Below are 22,390 nucleotides of genomic sequence, written 5' to 3'. Positions count from 1 at the left end.
TCGTGCAAGACAAGGTTTACACAGAATCATGAGGATTTCCTCACGTTTGTCGACGCCCTCGAAATCTGGACTTTCAGGGCCGTGATCTTCCTCACGAGAGTTCGAGAAAGTGACTCGCGAGTAGGTCGCGAACGCCCTGCCTGGGACTGTTACCGGGATTTTCAGAAACCTGAGGAACCCCTCATATTTATTGTTACCAATTCGTGACCTCCTTGACGGACGGTCGATCCCGTGCGTTTGCGGCCACAATCTGTCGGACCCCCTCGCTACGTTCAGCGCGTCCACACAGGACAACTTCTCGGGGGGAGAAATCATGGAAGACACAGACATAGTCAGAGCCGTCGAATTCATCGGCGCCGAACTTCCGCGCGAGGCGTGGCCGCACTGGAATCAAGGCTGGCCGCTCGAGTCCGAAGCGGCCCTTCTCGACGCGATCTTCTCGTCACGCGCCGCGTACGGAACGCCGAAGACCGGAGTCCGCGCTGTCGTCGACCGTTGGCGCACGCACCGGTCGGTGGAGGCCGGCGAACATCTCGACAACTTGTCCGCTCTCGCCGCCTTCACCGACCGTGGCGACGAACTCGCAACGGTTCTCGGCAATCGCCAGCGCGTGCCGGGCAACTACTCCACCAAGGCCGAAGGTGTAGCTCGCGCAGCCAAGGCGCTCGTCGAAGCCGGTTGCCGGTCCAGTGCCGACGTCGAGGACACCGAAATCCTCCGCTCGGCAGTCGTCTCCGTTCCGGGCCTCGGTCCGAGGACCTTCGAGACGCTGGTGTTCCTGTCCGGGAAGTTGACCGCAACCTCGATAGAACTGCTTGCACGGTTCGCCACCGAGGCGAGCAGCAGCGAGGAATTGTTGTCGAGCACCGACGCAGCCGAATTGCTTGTTGCGGTGTCGGAACACCTCGACGTCGATGTTCGGACACTCACCCACGCTGCGTGGCGGTATCAACGCACGGCCGAGCAACCGCGCCGGTCGAAGAAAACCACCACCCCGCCGGCAGCGGATCCACTCGCCGAATCGGCCTGAGAGCAGGCGGGCGCATCCCGACCAGGGTGGTGTTCCCGCGAGCGATTCCACTCGCGTATCCTTTGAATTCCGCGCGCGAGTGGCGGAATTGGCAGACGCGCTGGATTTAGGTTCCAGTGTCTCAGGACGTGGGGGTTCAAGTCCCCCCTCGCGCACAACGAAGAGCCCCGCCGGATCTGATCCGGCGGGGCCTTTCCAGTTCTCAGCGCTTTCGATCCTTGTCCGGTGGAGTCATGTACGTCGTCCGACTAGGCGTCAGCCCCAGACGGACCGAGCTCTCCAACCACGTGATCGCCGCTGCCGTCGGATCCACCACCGGAACATGAATCCCTTTGCCATGCAGCCTGTCTCGGACCGCGCCGGTTACACCGAGCATGCCGGTGCAACCGAGAACGACGGAGTCGGCCTCGCCGTTCTCCACTGCTGCAGACGCCTGATCGGCCAGTCGATCGATCAGCACCTCGCGATCGGTTAGTCCGAGCACCGGCATGTCCACGACTCGAATACTGCCCAGCCGATTGTCCAGTCCGTATCGCCGAGTGAGCGATCGGAGCATCGGCACGACGTTCGGCAAGATGGTCACGACACCGACCCGATCGCCCAGACTCATCGCTGTCAGAAATGACGGCTCGAAGCCGCCGACCACCGGTGCGTCGATGATCTCGCGGGCGGCATGCACTCCGGGATCGGCGAAACATGTGATGAACACACCGTCCACGCCGTCGACTGCCGCTTCTTCGACCCTCTGCACGATCCCGGGACCGGCAAGGGCCTCGTCGTACTCACTCTCGATGCTCGCCGTACCCGAGCGCAGCGAAACGACGTCGACCGTCGTACCGGGCGCTGCCCAGTGCTCCACCTCGGCTGTCACAGCAGGCGTGAGTGTGGTGTCGATGACCGGACGAATCACTCTGATGTGCATGAACACTCCCCTGTTGTCGGATCTGCCCGAGGTTATCGATGCAGTACGGCTGCGAGAATGTGGTCAGTGCCTGGCGTCGCAGGTGAGGATGGGCATAGCGCACATGCTGCTTCCGCGACACGCCGTGGCACGGCTCCTACGACACGCCGTGGCACGGCCTCTACGACACGCCGTGGCACGGCTTCTACGACACCGTGTCGGAGATCGCAGGGCGAGGCACTATAGCTCTCAGGTACCGTCTTAGTGTGTCCAAGAACGCTACTAAACGCCGACCTGCGCTGATTCTGCTGGTCATCGTGTCAGCCGCCGGCTGCCTCGCGCTCGGCTGGTGGCAGTGGGAGCGCTTCGAAGCCGTCGGAGGCTCGGGACAGAATCTCGGGTACGCGTTCCAGTGGCCGCTGTTCGCGGCGTTTGTGGTGTACGCGTATCGCAAGTTCGTTCAGCTCGAAGACGTGGACCCCGAAGAGGCCGAAGCCGAGGAAGCCGCCGCGGAGCCGCGTGAAATTCCCGCCGACCTCTTGCCGCAACGCCCGCAGGCCGAGTTCGACGATGTGAACCTCGACGTCGACGATCCCGAAGCCCGCCAAATGCTCGAATACAACGACTACCTTGCGCAGCTCGCCGCTCGCGAGTCCGATAGGAGCACGACGTGAGTACCGGTTCGGAAGCGAGCATCGCTACCCCCGCAGTCAACGCAGAAAAGCAGAAGAAGGTTGCGTCGGCGCTCGTCCGATACCGCGTTCTCGCCTGGATCACCGGCCTGTGGCTGCTGTTCCTGACCGGTGAGATGGTCTACAAGTACCTGATTCTCGACAATTCGGCGGACGCACCGTCGTGGTTGTTCTACATCGGCCAGATCCACGGTCTGTTCTACATGCTCTACCTGGTCTTCACGATCGACCTCGCGATCAAGGCCCGGTGGAAGCCCGGTACGACGGTTGCCACCGCGCTCGCCGGCACGATCCCGTTCCTGTCGTTCGTGTTCGAGCACAAGCGGACTGCCCAGGTGAAGCAGGCTTACCAGCTCTGAGAGTTTCGACAAAGTACAGCCCTGAACGCAGATGCGTTCAGGGCTGTACTTTTCGGATTCGGTTCAGCCGGCCAGTGCGGCCAACGCCGGAACGAGCTGCACGAGCGCTCTCCCCCGATGTGACGCCGCGTCCTTCTCGGCCGGGGTGAGTTCTGCGGCAGAGCGGGTGTCACCGTCCGGACGGAAGATGGGGTCGTATCCGAAACCGCCGTCTCCGGCCGGTTCGCGGCCGATCACCCCGCGCCATTCGCCGCGCACCACGATCTCGTTGCCGCCAGGAATCACCAGCGCACAGGCGGAGACGAAGGCCGCACCGCGCCGCTCGTCCGGCACGTCTCCCAGCTGAGCCAGCACCAGGGCGGTATTCGCGCCGTCGTTTCCGTGAGTGCCCGACCACCGCGCGGACAGCACACCCGGCATACCGTTCAGCGCATCTATCTCGACACCGGAATCGTCTGCAATGCACGGCATTCCGGTTGCCGCAGCGCCGTCACGCGCCTTGGCGAGCGCATTCTCCTCGAACGTCGCGCCGGTCTCGGGAGCCTCGGGGAACGGCGGAACCTCGTCGAGGCCGACCAGCTCGATTCCGTTCACTCCGGCTGCGTCGAGAACTCGGTGAAGTTCTTTCAGCTTCTTGGCGTTTCGGCTTGCAACCAATACTCGTACGCTCACAGCTCAAGCACCGAACTTCTTCTTGGGTTCCGGATTCTTCGGTTCGGGGAGCACCCCGGGATACGGCTCGGCCAACGCCTGACGCTGGATCTCGAAAAGTTGCTCGCAACCTGCGAGCGCGGAGTCGAGCAGCTTGTCCAGCGTCGAGCGTGGGAACGTGGCGCCCTCACCGGTTCCCTGGATTTCCACCAGAGTGCCGGTATCGGTGGCCACGACGTTCATGTCGACCTCGGCACGCGAATCCTCTTCGTACGGAAGATCGAGACGCACTCGTCCGTCCACGACGCCGACGCTGACGGCCGCTATGCCACACGAGATGGGCTGCGGGTCGGAGAGCAGGTCGGCAGCGCGCAGGTACGTCACAGCGTCGACCAGGGCCACGTACGCCCCCGTCACTGCCGCGGTGCGAGTGCCGCCGTCGGCTTGGAGGACATCGCAGTCGAGGGCGATGGTGTTCTCGCCGATTGCCGCGAGGTCGATGCAGGCCCGAAGTGATCGGCCGATGAGTCGACTGATCTCCTGAGTGCGGCCGCCGACCTTGCCCTTGACCGATTCGCGGCCACTACGTGTGTGCGTGGCGGCGGGAAGCATCGCGTATTCGGCTGTCAGCCAACCCAAACCGGAACCCTTGCGCCAGCGGGGAACACCCTCTTCGACGCTGGCCGTGCACATGACGCGCGTGTTCCCGAACTCGACCAGAACGGATCCGGCCGGATGACTGGTGAACCCGCGGGTGATCTTGACCGTGCGGAGCTCGTCGTCCGCCCTACCGTCTTCTCGTGTAGTCACCTTCGTGAGCCTAGCGGTCGCCCGCTCGGCGCTGCATCGAATGTGAGGGGAATCAGATGTCGTAGACGCTTCCGGCGGAGACTGCATGGACCGGTCCGGAGAATTCGGATTTCGCTTCGGCGATCACGTCTTCACGGGATGTCCACGGCGGGATGTGCGTGAGGAGAAGCTCCTTGACGCCGGCGAGAGCGGCCACTCGGCCGGCTTCCTTGCCGGAGAGATGAACCCCCTCGGGGCGATCGGGACTGTCGGTCCACGACGCTTCGGAGAGCAACACGTCCGCATCGCGCGCGAGTTCGACGACGTTGTCACACATGCCGGTGTCGCCGGTATAGACGAGCACGCGGCCGTCGGCGCCGGTGATCCGGAAACCGTAAGCCTCGGGCGGGTGATTCATCCGACGCGCGACGACGCTCAGTTCTCCGAACGTCACCGGCTCGTTCTCGGCCCAGAGTCGGACGTCGATGGTGTCGGAGATGTCGTCCATCTCGCCGGCACACTCGGCGGAGGACACTCCGATGCGGCAGGCGGTGTCGGTGGGGCCGTAGACCAGAGCGCGGCCAACCGGCGGGTTGGGGTGATAGCGACGCCAGACGAGCAGGCCGGGCATGTCGAGACAGTGGTCCGCATGAAGGTGCGAGAGCAGGATCGTCACTTCGCCCGGATCGGCGTATCGCTGCAACGCTCCCAGAACGCCCGGGCCGAAGTCGATCACGAGCGGCGGAGTTCCCGGTGCCGTGAGCAGGTATCCCGAAGCCGGTGAATCCGGACCCGTGACGCTGCCGGAACACCCCAGGACGGTCATGCGCATACCGGTCATGCTGCCACGTCTACCCGTCTGGGAAAAAGCTCTTGGTCGTTTTGGCGCGTCGAAGTCACACCGCAGTGTGGGTGTGACCCACGTCCGTTCAGAAACTGGGTGGTCGAACGGCCGGTGTCGAACCTGAGCGCTTGGCCCTCTCCCCCGACGTCAGTGCCCACGCGGCCACCACGCCGCCGATCGCTCCGAACAGATGTCCCTGCCAGGAAACTCGAGGATCGCTCGGCAGAACGCCCCACAGCACTCCGCCGTACACGACGAAGACAGCAACACCGATCAGGATCTGCGTGAAACTTCGCGTGAAGAATCCGCGCACCAACAGGTAGGTCACCCAGCCGAAGATCAGCACGGACGCACCGACGTGATTCGAGTTCGAACCGGCGAACAACCAGGTTCCGACACCGCCGATCACCCAGATGATGCCGGTAGCCGCGAGTCCGCGCGCGATTCCCGACACCAGCACGAGGTATCCGAGGATCAGCACCGGAATGGTGTTGGCGATCAGGTGACCCCAGTCGTCGTGAAGCACTGGGGCGAACAGGATTCCCCACAGTCCGTCGAGCGTGCGCGGGGTGACGCCGGCATTCTGGACGTTCTGACCGGAGATGACATCCACGATCTCGATCACGTAGAGCATGATCGCGAAGCCGCCCACCAACACGGCCGACTGTTTCCACACCGAAGGCGGACCGGATTTCGGTGCCGGCGTTCGGGTGCCGAAATCCGGACTGTTGAAATCCATCGTCATCGTGTGCGTCCTCCACCGTCGATCCGGTTTTCTGATCGGTCACTTGCAACCAGGCTCAATTCGAGGTTACCGCCGATTCCAGGAGCGATGCCTAGAGAAATGCGGACGGAAAGAGTTCGCGATAACTCGGGATTCCGGCAACCGACGTGGCGTCCAGAATCGCCTTCACGATCGCCCGTTCGACCACCTGCGCCGAAGCCGCGCACACCGCGTCGAGTATCGGCAGATCGCTCGGGAAAGCGGCCGGAACCGCGATCTCCGAATTCGGAGTGTGATCACCGGTGGCGAGCGCGAAGATCGTGTCGCCGTCGAGCGGCGAATGTGCGGGCCGAATCGCTCGCGCCAGACCGTCGTGACCGGCGACAGCGACGCGTCGGCACCCGGCTTTGGTCAGGGCGGCGTCGGTGGCGACGACGCCGATCGTGGTGTTGAGGACGGTGCCTTTGGCAGCGACGGCATTGGCCGCCGCAAGTTCGGACGCGTCGGGAACCCTGAGGCCGAACGACTCCGGCCCGTCCGAGCCGACGCCCCACGGCAAACCTGTTCGAGGGTCGAAGACCGAACCCACCGGGTTCGCCACGATCACAGCGGAGACCGTCGTGCCCTCGGCGGGGCCGTCGGCGATCACGACGCTCGCCGTTCCCACCCCACCCTTGAGCGCTCCGGCTCTCGCGCCTACTCCGGCACCGACCGTGCCCGTGGCGAATTCGCGCGAAGCGGTGTCGGCAGCGAGGAATCCGAAGTCTCCAGTCGGACGAACGGTCCAGTCCCCCACCGGCAGATCGAAGATCACGGCGCCAGGGACGATCGGTACCACCTGACCGGGAGCCCCCATCGCGATCCCGTGATCGTGTTCCTCGAGCCAGCGCATCACGCCGTCGGCCGCGGCCAATCCGTAGGCACTACCGCCGGTCAACAGCACTGCGTTGACCTGCTGAACCGAATGGCTCGGGTCGAGAAGGTCGGTCTCTCGGGTACCAGGCCCGCCGCCCCGGACGTCGACTCCGGCAACCACACCGGCCGACGCGAGCACGACTGTGCACCCGGTGGCTGCGCCGCTTCCGAGGGTGACGCCATCGTCGAGCTTGTGGTGATGGCCGACTGCGAGGCCGGCGACATCTGTCAGTGAATCAGTGGGCCCGGTCCGCGTCGTAGTCATGGCATAAGCGCCTGGACGAGGGAGTCCTGCATCCACGTCAACCAGTGATAGACGTCGAGATGCGGGGCACGCGGGTCGTCGGGTTCGAGGCTCTCCGGGGTGTCGGCGTCGATGCCGAGATTGGTTCCGAGCGCGAGACGGACGTCGTTGAGCGAGGACAACCAGGCATCGGCCTGTTCCTGCGTGAGAACGACCTTGCCGCCGGCCTCGGGAAGCGAAGCCAACAGCGTACGGGCGGACTCGCGTTTGGCGTCGATGATCTCGGGCTCGTGCAAACTGCGCAGCGCACCATTGACATTGGCACCCGCGTCGTCGAGATCGTCACTGTTCGGGGTGACCTTGTCCGGGTCGGCGCGCTGGAAGTCGGGAAGCAGCCGCGCCAACACCGGATTGTCGGGTGTCTCGGAATTGCCGGTCCGAAGGCCGGTCAGCGCGGCGAGCTCGTCTTGCGGCGCCGAAGACGCACGCTCGTCGAGAAGCCCGGTCACCGACTCCACGAGGGAGCGTAGAACCGCCGCTTCGTGACCGTCCATCTCGGACTTGAACTTCACTCCGCCGAGTGAACTCTTCCTACTCCACGTCCGCACGCGTCGGACTCCCGTCTACGAGTTGGGCGAACAATTCGGTCGAAATAATGGTTCTCAGGTGTCGTCGCGTTGCATGGTGGCCCAGAGACCGGCCGCGTGGAGGCGACGCACATCGGCCTCCATCTTGTCTCGCGAACCGCTCGAGACCACGGCCTTGCCCTCCGAATGAACCTGCATCATCAGATCCGTGGCCTTGGCTTTGCTGTAGCCGAACAGCTTCTGGAACACGTAAGTCACGTAGTGCATGAGATTGACCGGGTCGTCCCAGACGATGGTCACCCAGGGCCGATCGGCGGCTTCGATGGTCGCCACAGCCTCCGACTGCTCGGGCGTGGCTTGAGGAGAGGAAGCCGTAGCGCCTCTCATCGTTACGTTCGCCGAGTAAGTGTCGGACACGGTCGCGCCGCCGAAAACCATGTATCCAGGGTACGGCGCGGCGAGAGGCGACAACACCCACCCACGTCGTCTCGCGCCTAGAGTTGTGTGCGTGCCTACGCAAATTTCCGACATCCGCGACGCCGGTGCCAGCACCGCACTGCTCACCGATCAGTACGAACTCACCATGCTCTCGGCGGCTCTCGCCGACGGATCTGCCTTCCGCAACTGCAGTTTCGAGGTCTTCGCACGGCGGCTGCCCGACGGCCGCCGCTACGGCGTCGTCGCCGGTACCGAGCGCCTACTCGACGCGCTCGAGCAGTTCCGATTCGGTGAACCGGAACTGGCGATCGTTGCGAAATTCCTCGACGACACGACCGTCGAGTGGCTGCGCAACTACCGATTCTCCGGTGACATCGACGGCTACCGTGAGGGCGACTTCTACTTCCCCGGATCACCGATCCTCTCGGTCCGCGGAACGTTCGCCGAGTGCGTCATCCTCGAAACCTTGATTCTCTCGATCCTCAACCACGACAGCGCGATCGCTTCGGCCGCAGCCCGGATGGTCAGTGCAGCGGGCGGTCGACGAATGATCGAGATGGGCTCGCGTCGTACACACGAACAGGCAGCGGTTGCCGCTTCACGTGCCGCGTATATTGCCGGTTTCGACGCCACCTCCAACCTCGAAGCCGCGCGGCGTCACGACGTGCCCAGCGCGGGAACGAGTGCGCACGCCTTCACCCTGCTGCACACCACCGAAGACGGTCCGGACGAGGCGGCGGCATTCCGCGGTCAGGTCGCCGCTCTCGGCGTGTCCACCACGTTGTTGGTCGACACCTACGACATCACCGAGGGTGTGAAAACGGCTGTCGCCGTTGCCGGTCCCGAACTGGGCGGAGTGCGCATCGATTCCGGCGACCTCGGCGTCCTTGCTCGCCAGGTACGCCAACAACTCGACGACCTCGGGGCCACCAAGACTCGCATCGTCGTCTCCGGCGACCTGGACGAGTACGCAATCGCAGCCCTGCGCGCCGAACCCGTCGACTCGTACGGCGTCGGTACTTCACTGGTCACCGGATCAGGAGCCCCCACCGCTGGCATGGTCTACAAACTTGTCGAAGTCGACGGGATTGCGGTCGAGAAGAGAAGTACCAACAAGGCATCTCGCGGCGGCGCCAAGAAAGCACTGCGCGTAGTGCGCCCGACCGGAACGATCGTCGAAGAAGTCATCTATCCCGCCGGATCACCGTCACCTGTTTCCGAAGCGGACGGCGCGACCGAACTGTTGATCCCGTTGGTTCGTGAAGGCAAGGTCGTCGAGAGCGCACCGACGCTCGAAGAGAGCCGTGCAGTTCTGAAAGCCGGGCTCGTGAGCCTGCCGTGGGAAGGGCTCAAGCTTTCACGCGGAGACTCGGCTGTGCCCGTTCGATTCTCCGGAGGTGAGCACCAGTGAGTGCCAAAGCACTGATCGTCGTCGACGTTCAGAACGATTTCTGTGAAGGTGGCGCTCTCGCAGTCGACGGCGGTGCTGCGGTTGCGGCGGCCGTCAACGATTTCGTGAACTCGCACGAGTACGACGCTGTAGTCGCGACCCGCGATTTCCACATCGACCCTGGGGCACATTTCTCCGAAACTCCCGACTTCGTCGACAGTTGGCCGGTTCACTGCGTCGTCGGGACGGCCGGCGCCGAGTTCCATCCGGCATTCGACGCCTCCGTCGCCGGTTCGGCGATCTTTTCCAAGGGCGCCTACAGCGCGGCCTACTCCGGTTTCGAAGGAGCAGCCGAGGACGGCACGACGCTCGAGGACTGGCTCCGCGCCCACGAGATCACCGACGTCGACGTGATCGGCATTGCCACCGATCACTGCGTCAAGGCCACAGCCATCGATGCGGCGCGCGCAGGATTCGGCACGACAGTCCTTCTCCCCTTCACCGCTGGTGTGTCGACCGCCACGATCGAGTCGGCATTGGTGCAGATGCGGGAGGCGGGAGTGCAGCTGATCGGGCGAGACGAGGCCGCGTCGGAAGAAGACTCGATTGCCGGGGAACTACCCCGGGAATCATCCGTGGACGTTTCTGACGTAGGGATCCATTAACCTTCGTGGGTGGCCGATCAACTCCCGAACGTTCCCGAACTGCTCCAGACAGCGGTGCGGTCGCTCGGCGGTGCCGAACGAACCAGCCAGCTGACGATGGCGTCGGCCGTGGCGCACTCGATCGACACGGGCGAGCATCTGGCCGTTCAGGCCGGCACCGGTACCGGTAAGTCACTCGCCTACCTCGTTCCGAGCCTGCGCCACGCGGTCGAATCGGGGCGCACCGTCGTCGTGTCCACCGCTACCATCGCGCTTCAGCGTCAGCTCGTCGATCGAGACCTGCCACGGCTCGCCGATGCCCTGAAGAAGCCACTCGGCCGACGCGCAGAGTTCGCAATCCTCAAGGGCCGCAACAACTACCTGTGCATGAACAAGATTCACACGGGTGCGTCCGAGCAGCCACCCGAGGACGAGCTGTTCGATCCGTTCACGGTCTCGCGTCTCGGCCGGGAGGTTGTCCGCCTCACCGAATGGTCCTCCGACACCGAAACCGGTGATCGTGACGAATTGGTGCCAGGTGTGTCCGATCAGGCGTGGCGGCAGGTCAGCGTCACCTCCCGCGAATGCATCGGCAAGAACCAGTGCCCCGTCGGTGAGGACTGCTTCGCCGAGCGCGCCCGCGTCGAGGCGTCGAAGGCCGACGTAGTCGTCACCAACCACGCACTGCTCGCCATCGACGCCATCACCGGCATTCAGATTCTGCCCGACCATGACGTCGTGGTGATCGACGAAGCCCACGAGTTGGTCGACCGCGTCACCGGCGTGGCGACGGCGGATCTCACGGCCTCTTCGATCAGTGCCGCGGCCAGGCGTTGCGGCAAGATCGCCGAAGAACAGGACGCCGACCGACTCGAAGCTGCCGGCGAGGGTTGGGCGGGACTCCTCGAGGAATTGCGTCCAGGTCGATGGGAAGGCCTCCCGGACGGGGCGGCGCCCGCACTGGCCGCAATCCGCGACGCGGCCTGGTCGCTGCGCACCGCTATCGGCCCGGCCAAACCTGGCATGGCAGCAGCAGACCCCGAAGCTGCGGCCGCCCGCAACGCCGCGCTCTCGTCCGTCGACGACGTCCACGACAGCGCAGTACGCATCCTCACAGCTTTCGACGAACCCGACCCGGCCAAACGGAAGGACGTCGTCTGGCTGTCCTCGGACGAATTCCGCGGATCGGTGCGGCGCTCGGTCCGGATGGCTCCGCTCTCGGTCGGCGGATTGCTGCGCTCGAGACTGTTCGCCGAATCCACCGTCGTTCTCACCTCCGCGACACTGACCGTCGGCGGATCGTTCGACGGGCTCGCCGTCAACTGGGGTCTGCCCGCGGAATCGTCGGTGCGCCCCGACTCGGGTACCGCCATCGGCACCGAAGCTCCTTCTGACGCTTCGGCTTTCCGCTGGAACTCACTCGACGTCGGGTCACCGTTCGACCACGCCAAGGCCGGCATCATCTACATTGCCCGGCACCTGCCCACCCCCGGCCGCGACGGCCTCTCTCCGGTCTATCTCGACGAGATCGCCGAACTTGTCGAGGCTGCGGGCGGACGCACCCTCGGCTTGTTCTCGTCGATGCGCGCCGCGAAAGCGGCATCCGAGGCGATGCGGGAACGCCTCGACACCCCCATCCTGTGCCAGGGCGACGACGCCACCGGCACCCTCGTCAAGGCATTTGCCAAGGACGAACCCACGTCGCTGTTCGGCACACTGTCCCTGTGGCAGGGCGTCGACGTCCCGGGGCCCTCGCTGAGCCTCGTCATCTTGGACCGTATTCCGTTCCCGCGCCCGGACGATCCACTGCTGATGGCTCGTCAGCAAGCTATCGAATCCCATGGCGGTAACGGCTTTCTCAGCGTCTCGGCCAATCACGCCGCACTGCTCCTGGCACAGGGGGTGGGCCGTCTGCTTCGCAGCACCGACGACAAGGGCGTGGTGGCCGTGCTCGATCCACGTCTGGCAACGGCCAGATACGCGGGTTACCTTCGCGCATCACTGCCTCCGTTCTGGGAGACGACCAACCCCGAAGTCGTCCGCAAGGCGCTCACCCGCATCCGCGACTCACGTCCCTGACCCGGTTTTCACCCGGGCACAGTTCTGCCCCGGTACCGACCGAACGGACCGGGGCAGAATGTATTACGTCAGGCGTTCGGAGTGGTCACCAATCCGAGTTCGGACGCATTGACCAACAACCGGTGATGCGGCAGCACCCGCACGGTGTAGCCCACGGAACCGGAAACCGGAAGCGCAACCTCGGCCTCGAAGATCTCGGTTCCGTCCTCATCGCCGAAGTGCGTCATCGGGAACGTCACCACGTCGGTGAGTTCCTCGCCCGGGCTCACGCGCCCGAGGACCGCCTGGACCTCGACATCCGAGACCGACAAGCCACCGAGGCGGACCTTCGCCTTCAACGAGATGGTCGCACCGATCTCCGGGGTGTCCGGCAAACCGGAACCGTCCACCTGCTCGACCGCAACCGACGGCCACTGCGATTCGATACGGCGACGGAACTCGGCCACCTCACGGGCGCCGGCAAAATCGTCGGCCACCACAGCGCGAGCAGATTTCGCCGAAGGCGCGTAGTAGTCGACCGCATAGTCACGAACCATGCGTGATGCCAACACCTTCGGGCCCAGATTCTCGAGGGTATGACGAACCCTCTCGACCCAGCGCGTCGGCAGGTCGGCAGCATCACGGTCGTAGAACGTCGGCAGTACCGCATGCTCGAGAAGTTCGTAGAGCGCGCTGGCTTCCAGATCGTCACGCCGAACATCGTCGAGGACACCGTCAGCCGTCGGAATGGCCCACCCGTTCTCTCCGTCGTACATCTCGTCCCACCATCCGTCGCGAATGGAGAGGTTGAGGCCGCCGTTGAGCGCGGACTTCATGCCGGAAGTACCGCACGCCTCGAGTGGTCGAAGCGGGTTGTTGAGCCACACGTCGCAGCCCCAGTAGAGGTAGCGCGCCATCGACATGTCGTAGTCGGGCAAGAAGACGATGCGATGACGCACATCCGCTTCGTCGGCGAATCGCACGACCTGCTGGATGAGCGCCTTGCCACCGTCGTCGGCGGGGTGCGACTTACCGGCCACCACCAACTGCACCGGACGCTTCTCGTCGAGCAACATCGCACGCAGACGCTCGGGATCACGCAGCATCAGCGTCAACCGCTTGTACGTCGGAACGCGTCTGGCGAAGCCGACGGTCAAGACGTTCGGATCGAATACTCCAGCGGTCCAGCCGAGTTCGGCTTCGGTGGCGCCCCGCTCGAGCCACGACGCGCGGACACGACGACGCACCTCGTCGACCAACTTGCCGCGCAACGCATTACGTGTTTCCCACAGTTCGGTGGCCGACAACTCGTGCAGGCGCTCCCACCCGCGTGCTTCTTCGAGTTGCTCCTGACCGACGATCCGCCTGGCCACGTCCATCCACTCCGGCGCCGCCCACGTCGGCGCGTGAACACCGTTGGTGACCGAACCGATCGGCACCTCGTCGGCGTCGAAGCCCGGCCAGAGTCCGTTGAACATGTCGCGGCTGACGATGCCGTGCAACTTCGAGACGCCGTTGGCGCGCTGACCCAGGCGAAGGCCCATGTGCGCCATGTTGAAGATCGACGGATCGGATTCGCGCCCCATCCCGACGATGCGGTCGACGGTCAGACCGGGAAGCAGGGTCGATTCGTTCTCGCCGTTCGCGCCACCGAAGTAGTGACGGACCAGATCCGCCGGGAAGCGGTCGATTCCGGCGGGAACGGGCGTGTGCGTCGTGAAGACGGTTCCGGCGCGAACCGCAGCCAGAGCCGAATCGAAGTCCAGACCGCTGGTGGTGACAAGTTCCCGAATCCGTTCGATGCCGAGGAATCCGGCGTGCCCCTCGTTCATGTGGAACACCTCGGGATCGGGCAATCCGTAGGCCGCGGTGTAGGCACGCACCGCGCGGACGCCGCCGATACCCGCAAGGATCTCCTGCTTGATGCGGTGATCCTGGTCCCCGCCGTAGAGACGGTCCGTGACGCCGCGCAGGTCCGCGTCGTTCTCGGCGATGTCGGAATCGAGCAGCAGCAACGGCACTCGTCCGACCTGAGCGATCCACACGCGCGCACGCAGGACTCGTCCACCGGGCATCGCGACGTGAATGACGACCGGCGATCCGTCGTCGGAAGCCGGACCTGCGTCCGTCAGCAAACGAAGAGGCAACCCTTGAGGATCATGGGGCGGGTAGTGCTCGGCCTGCCAACCGTCGGCAGTCAGGGACTGGCGGAAGTAACCGGATCGGTAGAGCAATCCGACGCCGATGAGCGGCAGACCCAGGTCGGACGCGGCCTTGAGATGATCGCCGGCAAGGATGCCCAATCCGCCCGAGTAGTTGGGCAGAACTTCACTGACGCCGAACTCCATGGAGAAGTACGCAATTCCACCGGCCAGCGACGTGCCCTTGGCCTGCTGGGACTGATACCAGCGCGGCGTGCTCAGGTAGGCGTCGAGATCGGCTGCTGCAGTGTCGAGGTCACCGAGGAATGCCTCGTCACTGCTGAGTTCGTCGAGCCGGGCGGGGTCGACTTCCCCGAGCATGCGGACCGGATCGAACTGGACTGCTTGCCAGAGTTCGGGGTCGAGTCGCGAGAACAAATCCTGTGTCTCGGGATGCCACGACCACCGAAGGTTGGTGGACAGGGGGCCGAGCGCGGCAAGGCGCTCCGGAAGGTGGGCTCGGACAGTGAACCGACGCAAGGCTTTCACCCCGCGAACCCTAGTCGAGTTCGTCGGACTCTGTCTGGTGGAACTTGATGCCCGACCCGACCTGACCACCGACAGACCCGAATTCGTCGTTATCAGCACTCCGGCGCCACACCCACTACGGTTGAACGCGGCGAAAGAAAGTTTTACCGCGATCCATCATCAGAAATGGAGCTTCCCGTGTCAGGACGCCTCGGTATCGACGACGTGGTACCCGAGATCTCGGGTAACTATCCGGCAAAGGCCGTGGTCGGTGAAGTCTTCCCGGTGCACGCCACCGTGTGGCGAGAGGGCCACGACGCCATTTCCGCCACTCTTGTCGTGCGTGGTCCGCGCGGTACCAAGCCGCTGCGCATTCCGATGGATCCCGGCACCGAACCGGACACCGTCGATGCAGTCTTCACGCCGTCCGCCGAAGGCATGTGGTCGTTCCGGATCGAGGCGTGGAGCGATCCCATCGCCACCTGGAAGCACGCGGTGGAAGCAAAGCTGGCTGTCGGACAAGGCGCCGCCGAGTTGGCCAACGACTTGGAAATCGGTGCGCGCCTGTTCGAACAGGCGGCGCACGAGGTGCCGCGGGCCAACCGGTCCAGGCTCGAAGCCGTCACCGCGTCGCTGCGCAGCGATCAGGCACTGACTGCTCGCGTCGCTCCGGCCTTCGCCTCCGACGTGGCCGAACTGCTCCGCGCCACACCGCTCCGTGAACTGGTCACCAAGGGCGAGTCTCACCCCGTCGTCGTCGATCGCAGCCGCGCACTGTTCGGATCCTGGTACGAGTTCTTCCCCCGCTCGACCGGTGGATGGGACGAGAACGGGGTGCCTCAACACGGGACGTTCCGCACGTCGGCCGAGGATCTGCCTCGCATCGCCGCAATGGGTTTCGACGTCGTCTACCTTCCACCGATCCATCCCATCGGCGAGATCAACCGCAAGGGACGCAACAACACCCTCACCCCCGAACCCGGTGACGTCGGTTCGCCGTGGGCCATCGGCTCGGTCGACGGCGGGCACGACGCAGTCCATCCGCAACTCGGCACGCTCAAGGATTTCAAGGCCTTCGTCGCCACGGCACGCAAGCTCGATCTCGAAGTGGCACTGGATCTCGCGCTGCAGTGCGCCCCGGATCATCCGTGGGCCAAGAAGCATCCGGAGTGGTTCAACGTCCTTCCCGACGGCACCATCGCCTACGCCGAGAACCCACCCAAGAAGTATCAGGACATCTACCCGATCAACTTCGACACCGATCCTCGCGGCCTGGACAAGGAAATTCTGCGAGTCGTCCGACACTGGATCAGCGCCGGCGTCAAGATCTTTCGGGTCGACAACCCGCACACCAAGCCGCCCAACTTCTGGGAGACGCTCATCTCGGAGGTCAAGAAGACCGACCCCGACGTTCTGTTCCTCGCTGAGGCATTCACTCGTCCGGCGCGCATGTACGGTCTGGCTCGACGCGGATTCACCCAGTCGTACACGTACTTCACCTGGCGAGTGGCGAAGTGGGAACTCACCGAATTCGGTAACGAGCTGGCGGCAAAGGCCGACGAAGCCCGACCGAACCTCTTCGTGAACACACCGGACATCCTGCACGAGTCCCTCCAGCACGGTGGGCCCGGAATGTTCGCGCTACGAGCAGCTCTCGCCGCCACCCTGGCGCCGACCTGGGGCGTCTACTCCGGTTACGAACTCTACGAGCATCAAGCGGTCCGCCCCGGCAGCGAGGAGTACCTCGACTCCGAGAAGTACGAACTTCGTCCGCGCCGCTTCGCCGAAGCCGCAGCGCGAGGCGAATCTCTCGAGCCGTGGATCACCGCGCTCAACCGCATCCGGCGTGCGCATCCTGCTCTGCAGCAGTTGCGGAACCTGCACTTTCACCACATCGACAACGACGCTTTGATCGCCTACTCGAAGTTCGACGCCGCGACCGGCGACGCCGTCTTGACGGTGATCAACCTCAACCCGTTCGCGGCAGAAGAGGGCACAGTCTGGTTGGACATGCCGGCACTCGGACGTGAATGGCACGACCACATGACCGTGCTCGACGAGGTGACGGGTGAGCAGTTCAACTGGGGCCAAGCCAATTTCGTCCGCCTCGAGCCCTGGCGTTCGGTGGCGCACATCCTCGCACTCCCACCCGTTCCGTATCCGGCCCGGATCTCTCTGGCCTACCAAGCACGCAACGCGCACCGCGCAGGTGGAGGCAAGTGATGTCAACCGAGAAGTCCACTTCCGGTATCGCACCGGACAATCACGATCTGGAACTGTTGGCGCGCGGTGAACATCACGATCCGCACAGTGTCCTCGGCGCCCATCCCCACGCCGACGGCACCGTTCTTCGCGCGTTGCGTCCCAACGCCGAGTCCGTCAGCGCCGTCATCGGCGGCAAAACCTTTCCTCTCGAACATGTTTCGAACGGGATCTTCGCGGCTCTGGTCCCCTACCCCGACCTGATCGACTATCGCTATTCCGTGACGTACCCGGGTGGCCACACGGTTCTCGCAGCCGATCCTTACCGATTCCTGCCGACTCTCGGTGAACTCGACCTTCACCTGTTCGGCGAAGGTCGGCACGAACGACTGTGGGACATCCTCGGCGCACATCCGCGTTCTTACGAGACACCGGACGGACCCGTCGACGGCACCTCGTTCGCCGTCTGGGCTCCGGCCGCCCGCGGCGTGACCGTCGTCGGCGACTTCGACGGGTGGAGTGGGCAATTCGCCCCCATGCGAGTCCTCGGTTCCACCGGAGTCTGGGAAATCTTCCTGCCCGACATCGCAGTCGGTTCGCTGTACAAGTTCCGGGTCCACGGTCACGACGGCTCGGTGCGCGACAAGGCCGATCCCATGGCGTTCGGTACCGAGGTCCCGCCGGCGACGGCGTCGCGGGTGACCACCAGTTCCCATGTGTGGAACGACGCGGCCTGGCTGGAAACCCGCGCCGGTGTCGATCCTTCGCAGTCCCCGATGAGCGTGTACGAGGTGCACCTCGGATCGTGGCGTCCGGGACTCGACTATCGGCAGATGGCCGAGCAACTCGCCGTCTACGTCACCGAGACCGGATTCACCCACGTCGAACTGCTACCCGTCTCCGAGCATCCGTTCGGTGGATCGTGGGGATACCAGGTCACCTCGTACTACGCACCGACCTCCCGCTTCGGCACCCCGGATGACTTCCGCTGGTTCGTCGACCACTTGCACGCCGCAGGGATAGGCGTCATCGTCGACTGGGTGCCTGCACACTTCCCCAAAGACGAATGGGCCCTGGCTCGTTTCGACGGAACTCCCCTGTACGAGCACGCCGATCCGCGTCGCGGCGAGCAGTTGGACTGGGGCACATACGTATTCGACTTCGGACGTCGCGAGGTCCGGAACTTCCTCGTCGCCAACGCATTGTTCTGGCTCGAGGAGTTCCATATCGACGGACTGCGCGTCGACGCCGTCGCATCCATGTTGTACCTGGACTACTCACGTCCGGAAGGTGGATGGACTCCCAACATTCACGGTGGCCGCGAGAATCTCGAAGCCGTTGCGTTCCTGCAGGAGATGAACGCAACTGTCCACAAGAATCATCGAGGAGTCGTTACCGTCGCCGAGGAGTCGACGGCGTGGCCTGGAGTCACACGGGCAACCAATGTCGGCGGCCTCGGCTTCAACATGAAGTGGAACATGGGGTGGATGCACGACACCCTCGGGTTCCTCGGTCACGACCCGGTGCACCGGACCTACCACCATCACGAGATCACTTTCTCGCTGATGTACGCGTGGAGTGAGAACTACCTGCTACCGATCAGCCATGACGAAGTGGTGCACGGCAAGGGAACTCTGTGGACCCGGATGCCCGGCAACGACTTCGCCAAGGCGGCCGGCCTGCGCTCACTGCTCGCGTACATGTGGGCGCATCCTGGCAAGCAACTGCTGTTCATGGGACAGGAGTTCGGCCAGAGCGCGGAATGGTCCGAAGAACGCGGCCTCGACTGGTGGCAGCTCGACGATCAGTACACAGGCACTCTCCATCGCGGCGTCCAGCGACTGGTCGGCGATCTCAACTCAGCGTACCGACGCCATCCGGCTATGTGGACCCTCGACACCTCCCCCGGTGGATACTCCTGGATCGACGCCAACGACACCGAGAACAACGTCCTCAGTTTTCTGCGTTACGGTACTGACGGTTCGATTGTCGCCTGCCTGTTCAACTTCTCGGGCAGCGAACACTCGAGCTACCGCGTCGGGCTACCAGAGCCCGGCCGATGGGTGGAAATTCTCAACACCGATGCCGAGGTGTACGGCGGCTCCGGAGTCGGGAACCTCGGCGCGGTCACGGCAACGTCGCGTTCGTGGCACGGTCGGCCAGCCTCCGCACAGGTGGCGCTGCCAGCTGCTGGAGCGATTTGGATAAGTCTGGAGCGTTGATGGTCGGCCGGCGAGTAGTCATTGTCACGTCGTCACTGTTGGCAGTGGCCGCACTGCTCGCCGGTTGTGCCCAGGGAACGAGTGGCCATGCCGTCTCGATCTATCACGATCCGTTCCGCGTCGCCGGACTCGACGCAACGGCAGGACCGAGTGGGTTGCGCCCGGGAGCCCCCAATGCCGACCGGGCGATCACCGGCACCGACGGCGGGGACATCGACGCCCTGGCAGCCAACGCCATCACCGACATCGAAACCTACTGGGCCGCCGAGTACCCGGCTCTGTTCGACAAGCCCTTCGAACCGGTGGACGAGCTGATCTCGTGGGACCCCACCGAATCGAACGGCCCGGACTTCTGTGAAGAGACCACCGAAGAACTCATCAACGCCGGGTATTGCAGCATCGATCACACCATCGGTTGGGATCGCGAACTGCTGCTGCCCGAGGTACGCGAGAAGTTCGGTGAAGTGGCCGTTGCCTTCATCTTCGCGCACGAGTACGGCCACGCCGTTCAGCGCAAAGCCGGGATCGTCGGCGGTAAACGAGATGCCGCCCTGGTGCGCGAACAACAAGCCGACTGTTTCGGTGGGGCGTTCTTGCGGCACGTCGCCGAGGACAAGGCCGCACACTTCACCATGAACACCTCCGACGGTCTCAACAAGGTGTTGGCCTCGGCGGTCGCCATCCGCGACGAAGACCCCAATGATCCTGAAAGCCACCATGGTTCGGCTTTCGAGCGCGTCACCGCCACTCAGATCGGATTCACCGACGGCGCCGGCGCCTGCGCGAAGATGGACGCCGACGAGATCGAGTCACGACGCGCAGACCTCCCGCAGCAGTTCGCCGAAGGCAACGATTCCGGAGAACTGCCCGTCACCGAGGCAACCCTCGACGAGTTCGTGAAGACCTTCCAAGCGATCTTCGACCTACCCGAGCCGCCGAAGGTCGTATTCACCGGCGCGGACACCGGGTGCAGCGACGCCGTTGCAACCGAACCCGTCTCGTACTGCCCGTCGACGAACACCATCGGAATCAGCGTCGACGAACTGGCCGAGCGCGGCACGCCGGGCCGCGTCGGACGACGCGAGTTGATCCAGACCAACATCACCGGCGACTACAACGCCTACGTCCTCCTCGCGTCGCGATACACCCTCGCGATGCAGAAGGAGAACGGCCAATCACTCGACACCCCGCAGACTGCCTTGCGCGCCGCGTGCCTGTCCGGCGTCATCACCGCAGCGCTCAGCCCCACCAACGCCGCGGCGTCCGGAGCTCAGGTCACGCTCTCCCCTGGCGACCTCGACGAAGCCGTGTCGGGACTGCTGACCGACGGCCTCGCCGCCAGTGACGTCAACGGCGAGACGGTTCCGAGCGGGTTTGCGCGCGTCGACGCGTTCCGGACCGGCGTGCTCGGTGGCCGGGAAGTGTGCGACAGCCGCTACACGGAGTAGCGGCCGCCGGTTCACACGTCAGTAGAGAGCGGAAGCCAACTTACGGCGGGCCGCGATGACGATCGGTTCTGCCGGGTCGAACAGTTCGAACAGTTCGAGTAGGTGCGTGCGAGCTGCGGCCTTGTCATCGCCGGCAGTTCGCGAGACCACCGAGATCAAGCGGGCGAACGACGCCTCGGGTTGCTGCGCAAACATTTCCAGATCGGCCGCTGCGAACTGCAGTTCGAGATTGGACGGATCAGCATCCGCGGCCGCAATCGACTCGGGATCGATGCCCTGAACCCGAGCCATGAACTTCACTTGGCGGACAGCGCTTTTGGCCTCCGCATTGTTGGGTTCGGCGTCGAGAATCACCTGGTACGCGGCGATGGCACCGTCGAGATCACCCTCGTCGAGCGCGGTTTCAGCGGCCACGAATCGAGGATCTTCGACCTCCTCCACCGGTTCGTCACCCTCGGGGACAGGACCGCTCAACTTGCCCTCGACAGCTTGGAGCACTGCGTCGAACCACTGGCTCAGCTGCGCCTCCGGTTGAGCGCCCTGGAAATCGGCCAACGGCTGACCGGCCGCGACGGCAACAACCGTCGGCACCGACTGGACGCCGAAAGCCTGCGCGATGCGAGGACTCACGTCGACGTCGACGTTGGCAAGAATCCACTTGCCGCCGGCACGCGCTGCAAACGATTCGAGAACTTCGGTGAAGACAACCGAGGGCTCGTATGCGCGGCCACCGATGTTGACGATGACCGGGACCTGGCTCGACTTGAGCAGGACTTCGCTTTCGAAGTTCTCCTCGGTCACCTCGATCACTGCCCCGGAGACAGCAGAAACGGCCCCGTCGCCGCTGGTGTTACGCGGCGGTGGTGGGCCCGTGGCCCGCTCTTTGAAGGCGGACAAGTCGACTGCGCCGCTCATGGCGGCAGCAACTGCGGACGAACGCGCGGGGGGCCTGGAACCTGGTCGAGTCACGACTCCCAGTTTGTCACGAGTTGCGCGAAGCTACGTAGAGGGATGCAGCACTCAGACGAGCGCCGCGTTGCCCTTGGCAGCCTCGAACTCCGTGGACAGCTCACCGAGCTTGCCGTTTCGCACTGCCCAGCGTTCGAAGATGACGGTGCCGAACGGCGGAACGCTCGAGATCAGAGCAAGGATCGTCGTCTTGATGTCCCACTTGAGCGACCACGCGGTCAGCAACGCAACAACGATGAACACCAGGAAGCCAGCGGTGCCGTGGACCATTCCGGGGATGCGAATCGCTTCTTCGTGTCCGAGAACCCACTTGAAGAACATGGCAACCAGCAAGGCCGCCCAGGTCACAGCTTCCCACCACGCCACCAGACGGAAGCGTTTCGCGGGAGTGGATACGTCAAAGATGTTCGCCATGAGGCCATTGTGCCCGAACAACTACGACGCCCCGTAGTTGTGTGAGGAAAACCACGGGGCGTCGCAGAGCGAGAGCGCTGGTTCAGGTGTATTTAGACATTCAGGCCTTGGGGACGCGGATGATGAGTGCGTCGCCTTGTCCGCCGCCGCCGCAGAGTGCGGCTGCGCCGATGCCGCCGCCGCGGCGTTGCAGTTCGAGG

At 64.3% G+C, this 22,390-nt stretch carries 20 protein-coding genes and 1 tRNA gene; 10 read left to right on the top strand and 11 right to left on the bottom strand.

The genetic code is table 11. From position 1 onward, the window contains the following. Positions 1-313 precede the first annotated feature (313 nt). Both ACFQ6H_RS19440 and ACFQ6H_RS19435 read left to right on the top strand, forming a co-directional pair. Positions 314-1,030, top strand: coding sequence for a hypothetical protein (locus ACFQ6H_RS19440; RefSeq protein WP_378647986.1), 717 nt, complete (start codon positions 314-316; stop codon positions 1,028-1,030). Between the two features lie 73 nt (positions 1,031-1,103). Next, positions 1,104-1,185, top strand: a tRNA-Leu gene (locus ACFQ6H_RS19435). A gap of 47 nt (positions 1,186-1,232) precedes the next feature. Here the strand turns inward: ACFQ6H_RS19435 and ACFQ6H_RS19430 are convergent. After that, entirely contained in the window at positions 1,233-1,952 is a 720-nt protein-coding gene (locus ACFQ6H_RS19430; protein ID WP_378647984.1) for an aspartate/glutamate racemase family protein, read from the bottom strand. 245 nt (positions 1,953-2,197) lie between these two features. Between ACFQ6H_RS19430 and ACFQ6H_RS19425 the strand changes: the two genes are divergently transcribed. Both ACFQ6H_RS19425 and ACFQ6H_RS19420 read left to right on the top strand, forming a co-directional pair. Beyond that, positions 2,198-2,605, top strand: a complete 408-nt coding sequence (locus ACFQ6H_RS19425; protein WP_021333455.1) for a hypothetical protein — start codon at positions 2,198-2,200, stop codon at positions 2,603-2,605. Next, a complete protein-coding gene (locus tag ACFQ6H_RS19420) occupies positions 2,602-2,982 on the top strand; it encodes a DUF3817 domain-containing protein (RefSeq protein ID WP_003945334.1) in 381 nt (126 codons plus the stop codon). The genes ACFQ6H_RS19425 and ACFQ6H_RS19420 overlap by 4 nt, the downstream gene beginning before the upstream one ends. A 63-nt stretch (positions 2,983-3,045) precedes the next feature. On the opposite strand, the gene rdgB is transcribed toward ACFQ6H_RS19420, so the two are convergent. From rdgB to clpS, 7 genes are all read right to left on the bottom strand, one after another. Further along, complete coding sequence (rdgB, locus tag ACFQ6H_RS19415; protein ID WP_378647982.1) at positions 3,046-3,654, bottom strand: RdgB/HAM1 family non-canonical purine NTP pyrophosphatase; 609 nt, start codon at positions 3,652-3,654, stop codon at positions 3,046-3,048. A gap of 3 nt (positions 3,655-3,657) precedes the next feature. After that, positions 3,658-4,443 (bottom strand): ribonuclease PH, encoded by a 786-nt coding sequence (gene rph / locus ACFQ6H_RS19410; protein ID WP_003945332.1) that lies wholly within the window; start codon positions 4,441-4,443, stop codon positions 3,658-3,660. 52 nt (positions 4,444-4,495) lie between these two features. Beyond that, positions 4,496-5,254 carry a cyclic nucleotide-degrading phosphodiesterase gene (locus ACFQ6H_RS19405; RefSeq protein WP_047270275.1) on the bottom strand — a complete coding sequence of 253 codons (759 nt, stop codon included), beginning with the start codon at positions 5,252-5,254 and terminating at the stop codon, positions 4,496-4,498. A gap of 97 nt (positions 5,255-5,351) precedes the next feature. Then, positions 5,352-6,011, bottom strand: coding sequence for a rhomboid family intramembrane serine protease (locus ACFQ6H_RS19400; RefSeq protein ID WP_378647980.1), 660 nt, complete (start codon positions 6,009-6,011; stop codon positions 5,352-5,354). A gap of 91 nt (positions 6,012-6,102) precedes the next feature. After that, positions 6,103-7,170, bottom strand: a complete 1,068-nt coding sequence (locus ACFQ6H_RS19395; RefSeq protein WP_378647978.1) for a P1 family peptidase — start codon at positions 7,168-7,170, stop codon at positions 6,103-6,105. After that, the gene (locus tag ACFQ6H_RS19390; protein ID WP_378550210.1) at positions 7,167-7,757 is read right to left on the bottom strand and encodes a DUF2017 domain-containing protein; all 591 of its coding nucleotides are present in this window, start codon (positions 7,755-7,757) and stop codon (positions 7,167-7,169) included. Before ACFQ6H_RS19390 ends, ACFQ6H_RS19395 begins: the two co-directional genes overlap by 4 nt. Before the next feature lie 54 nt (positions 7,758-7,811). Beyond that, positions 7,812-8,123 carry an ATP-dependent Clp protease adapter ClpS gene (gene clpS, locus ACFQ6H_RS19385; RefSeq protein WP_029255695.1) on the bottom strand — a complete coding sequence of 104 codons (312 nt, stop codon included), beginning with the start codon at positions 8,121-8,123 and terminating at the stop codon, positions 7,812-7,814. Between the two features lie 121 nt (positions 8,124-8,244). Here clpS and ACFQ6H_RS19380 point away from each other — a divergent pair, with 121 nt between their 5' ends. From ACFQ6H_RS19380 to ACFQ6H_RS19370, 3 genes are read left to right on the top strand one after another with little or no spacing between them, the layout of a single operon-like run. After that, complete coding sequence (locus ACFQ6H_RS19380; protein ID WP_378647976.1) at positions 8,245-9,585, top strand: nicotinate phosphoribosyltransferase; 1,341 nt, start codon at positions 8,245-8,247, stop codon at positions 9,583-9,585. Further along, the gene (locus tag ACFQ6H_RS19375) at positions 9,582-10,229 is read left to right on the top strand and encodes an isochorismatase family protein (protein WP_378647974.1); all 648 of its coding nucleotides are present in this window, start codon (positions 9,582-9,584) and stop codon (positions 10,227-10,229) included. The genes ACFQ6H_RS19380 and ACFQ6H_RS19375 overlap by 4 nt, the downstream gene beginning before the upstream one ends. Before the next feature lie 9 nt (positions 10,230-10,238). Continuing rightward, positions 10,239-12,287 (top strand): ATP-dependent DNA helicase, encoded by a 2,049-nt coding sequence (locus ACFQ6H_RS19370; RefSeq protein ID WP_019749155.1) that lies wholly within the window; start codon positions 10,239-10,241, stop codon positions 12,285-12,287. 68 nt (positions 12,288-12,355) lie between these two features. Here the strand turns inward: ACFQ6H_RS19370 and glgP are convergent, their stop codons facing one another. Beyond that, positions 12,356-14,956, bottom strand: a complete 2,601-nt coding sequence (glgP, locus tag ACFQ6H_RS19365; protein WP_378647962.1) for an alpha-glucan family phosphorylase — start codon at positions 14,954-14,956, stop codon at positions 12,356-12,358. Positions 14,957-15,133: 177 nt separating this feature from the next. On the opposite strand from glgP, the gene ACFQ6H_RS19360 reads away from it, so the two are divergent. The 3 genes from ACFQ6H_RS19360 to ACFQ6H_RS19350 are packed head-to-tail and all read left to right on the top strand — an operon-like array spanning position 15,134 to position 20,807. Next, on the top strand, positions 15,134-17,158 hold the full coding sequence (locus ACFQ6H_RS19360) for an alpha-1,4-glucan--maltose-1-phosphate maltosyltransferase (RefSeq protein ID WP_378537849.1): 2,025 nt from the start codon (positions 15,134-15,136) through the stop codon (positions 17,156-17,158). Continuing rightward, positions 17,158-19,359: a 1,4-alpha-glucan branching protein GlgB gene (gene glgB, locus ACFQ6H_RS19355; RefSeq protein WP_378647960.1), complete on the top strand. Its 2,202-nt coding sequence runs from the start codon at positions 17,158-17,160 to the stop codon at positions 19,357-19,359. Before ACFQ6H_RS19360 ends, glgB begins: the two co-directional genes overlap by 1 nt. After that, entirely contained in the window at positions 19,359-20,807 is a 1,449-nt protein-coding gene (locus ACFQ6H_RS19350) for a neutral zinc metallopeptidase (protein ID WP_378648038.1), read from the top strand. The genes glgB and ACFQ6H_RS19350 overlap by 1 nt, the downstream gene beginning before the upstream one ends. Before the next feature lie 18 nt (positions 20,808-20,825). Here the strand turns inward: ACFQ6H_RS19350 and ACFQ6H_RS19345 are convergent, their stop codons facing one another. Together ACFQ6H_RS19345 and ACFQ6H_RS19340 are read right to left on the bottom strand one after the other, a co-directional pair. After that, a complete protein-coding gene (locus tag ACFQ6H_RS19345; protein ID WP_378648036.1) occupies positions 20,826-21,722 on the bottom strand; it encodes a co-chaperone YbbN in 897 nt (298 codons plus the stop codon). A gap of 105 nt (positions 21,723-21,827) precedes the next feature. Beyond that, on the bottom strand, positions 21,828-22,190 hold the full coding sequence (locus ACFQ6H_RS19340; RefSeq protein ID WP_230814089.1) for a DUF3817 domain-containing protein: 363 nt from the start codon (positions 22,188-22,190) through the stop codon (positions 21,828-21,830). Positions 22,191-22,390: the final 200 nt, after the last annotated feature.

It is taken from the genome of Rhodococcus sp. NPDC056506 (genome assembly GCF_042794945.1).
Taxonomy (GTDB): domain Bacteria; phylum Actinomycetota; class Actinomycetes; order Mycobacteriales; family Mycobacteriaceae; genus Rhodococcus_F.
The sequence above is the reverse complement of the archived record's forward strand: the minus strand, read 5'-3'. Positions and strand labels throughout refer to the sequence as shown.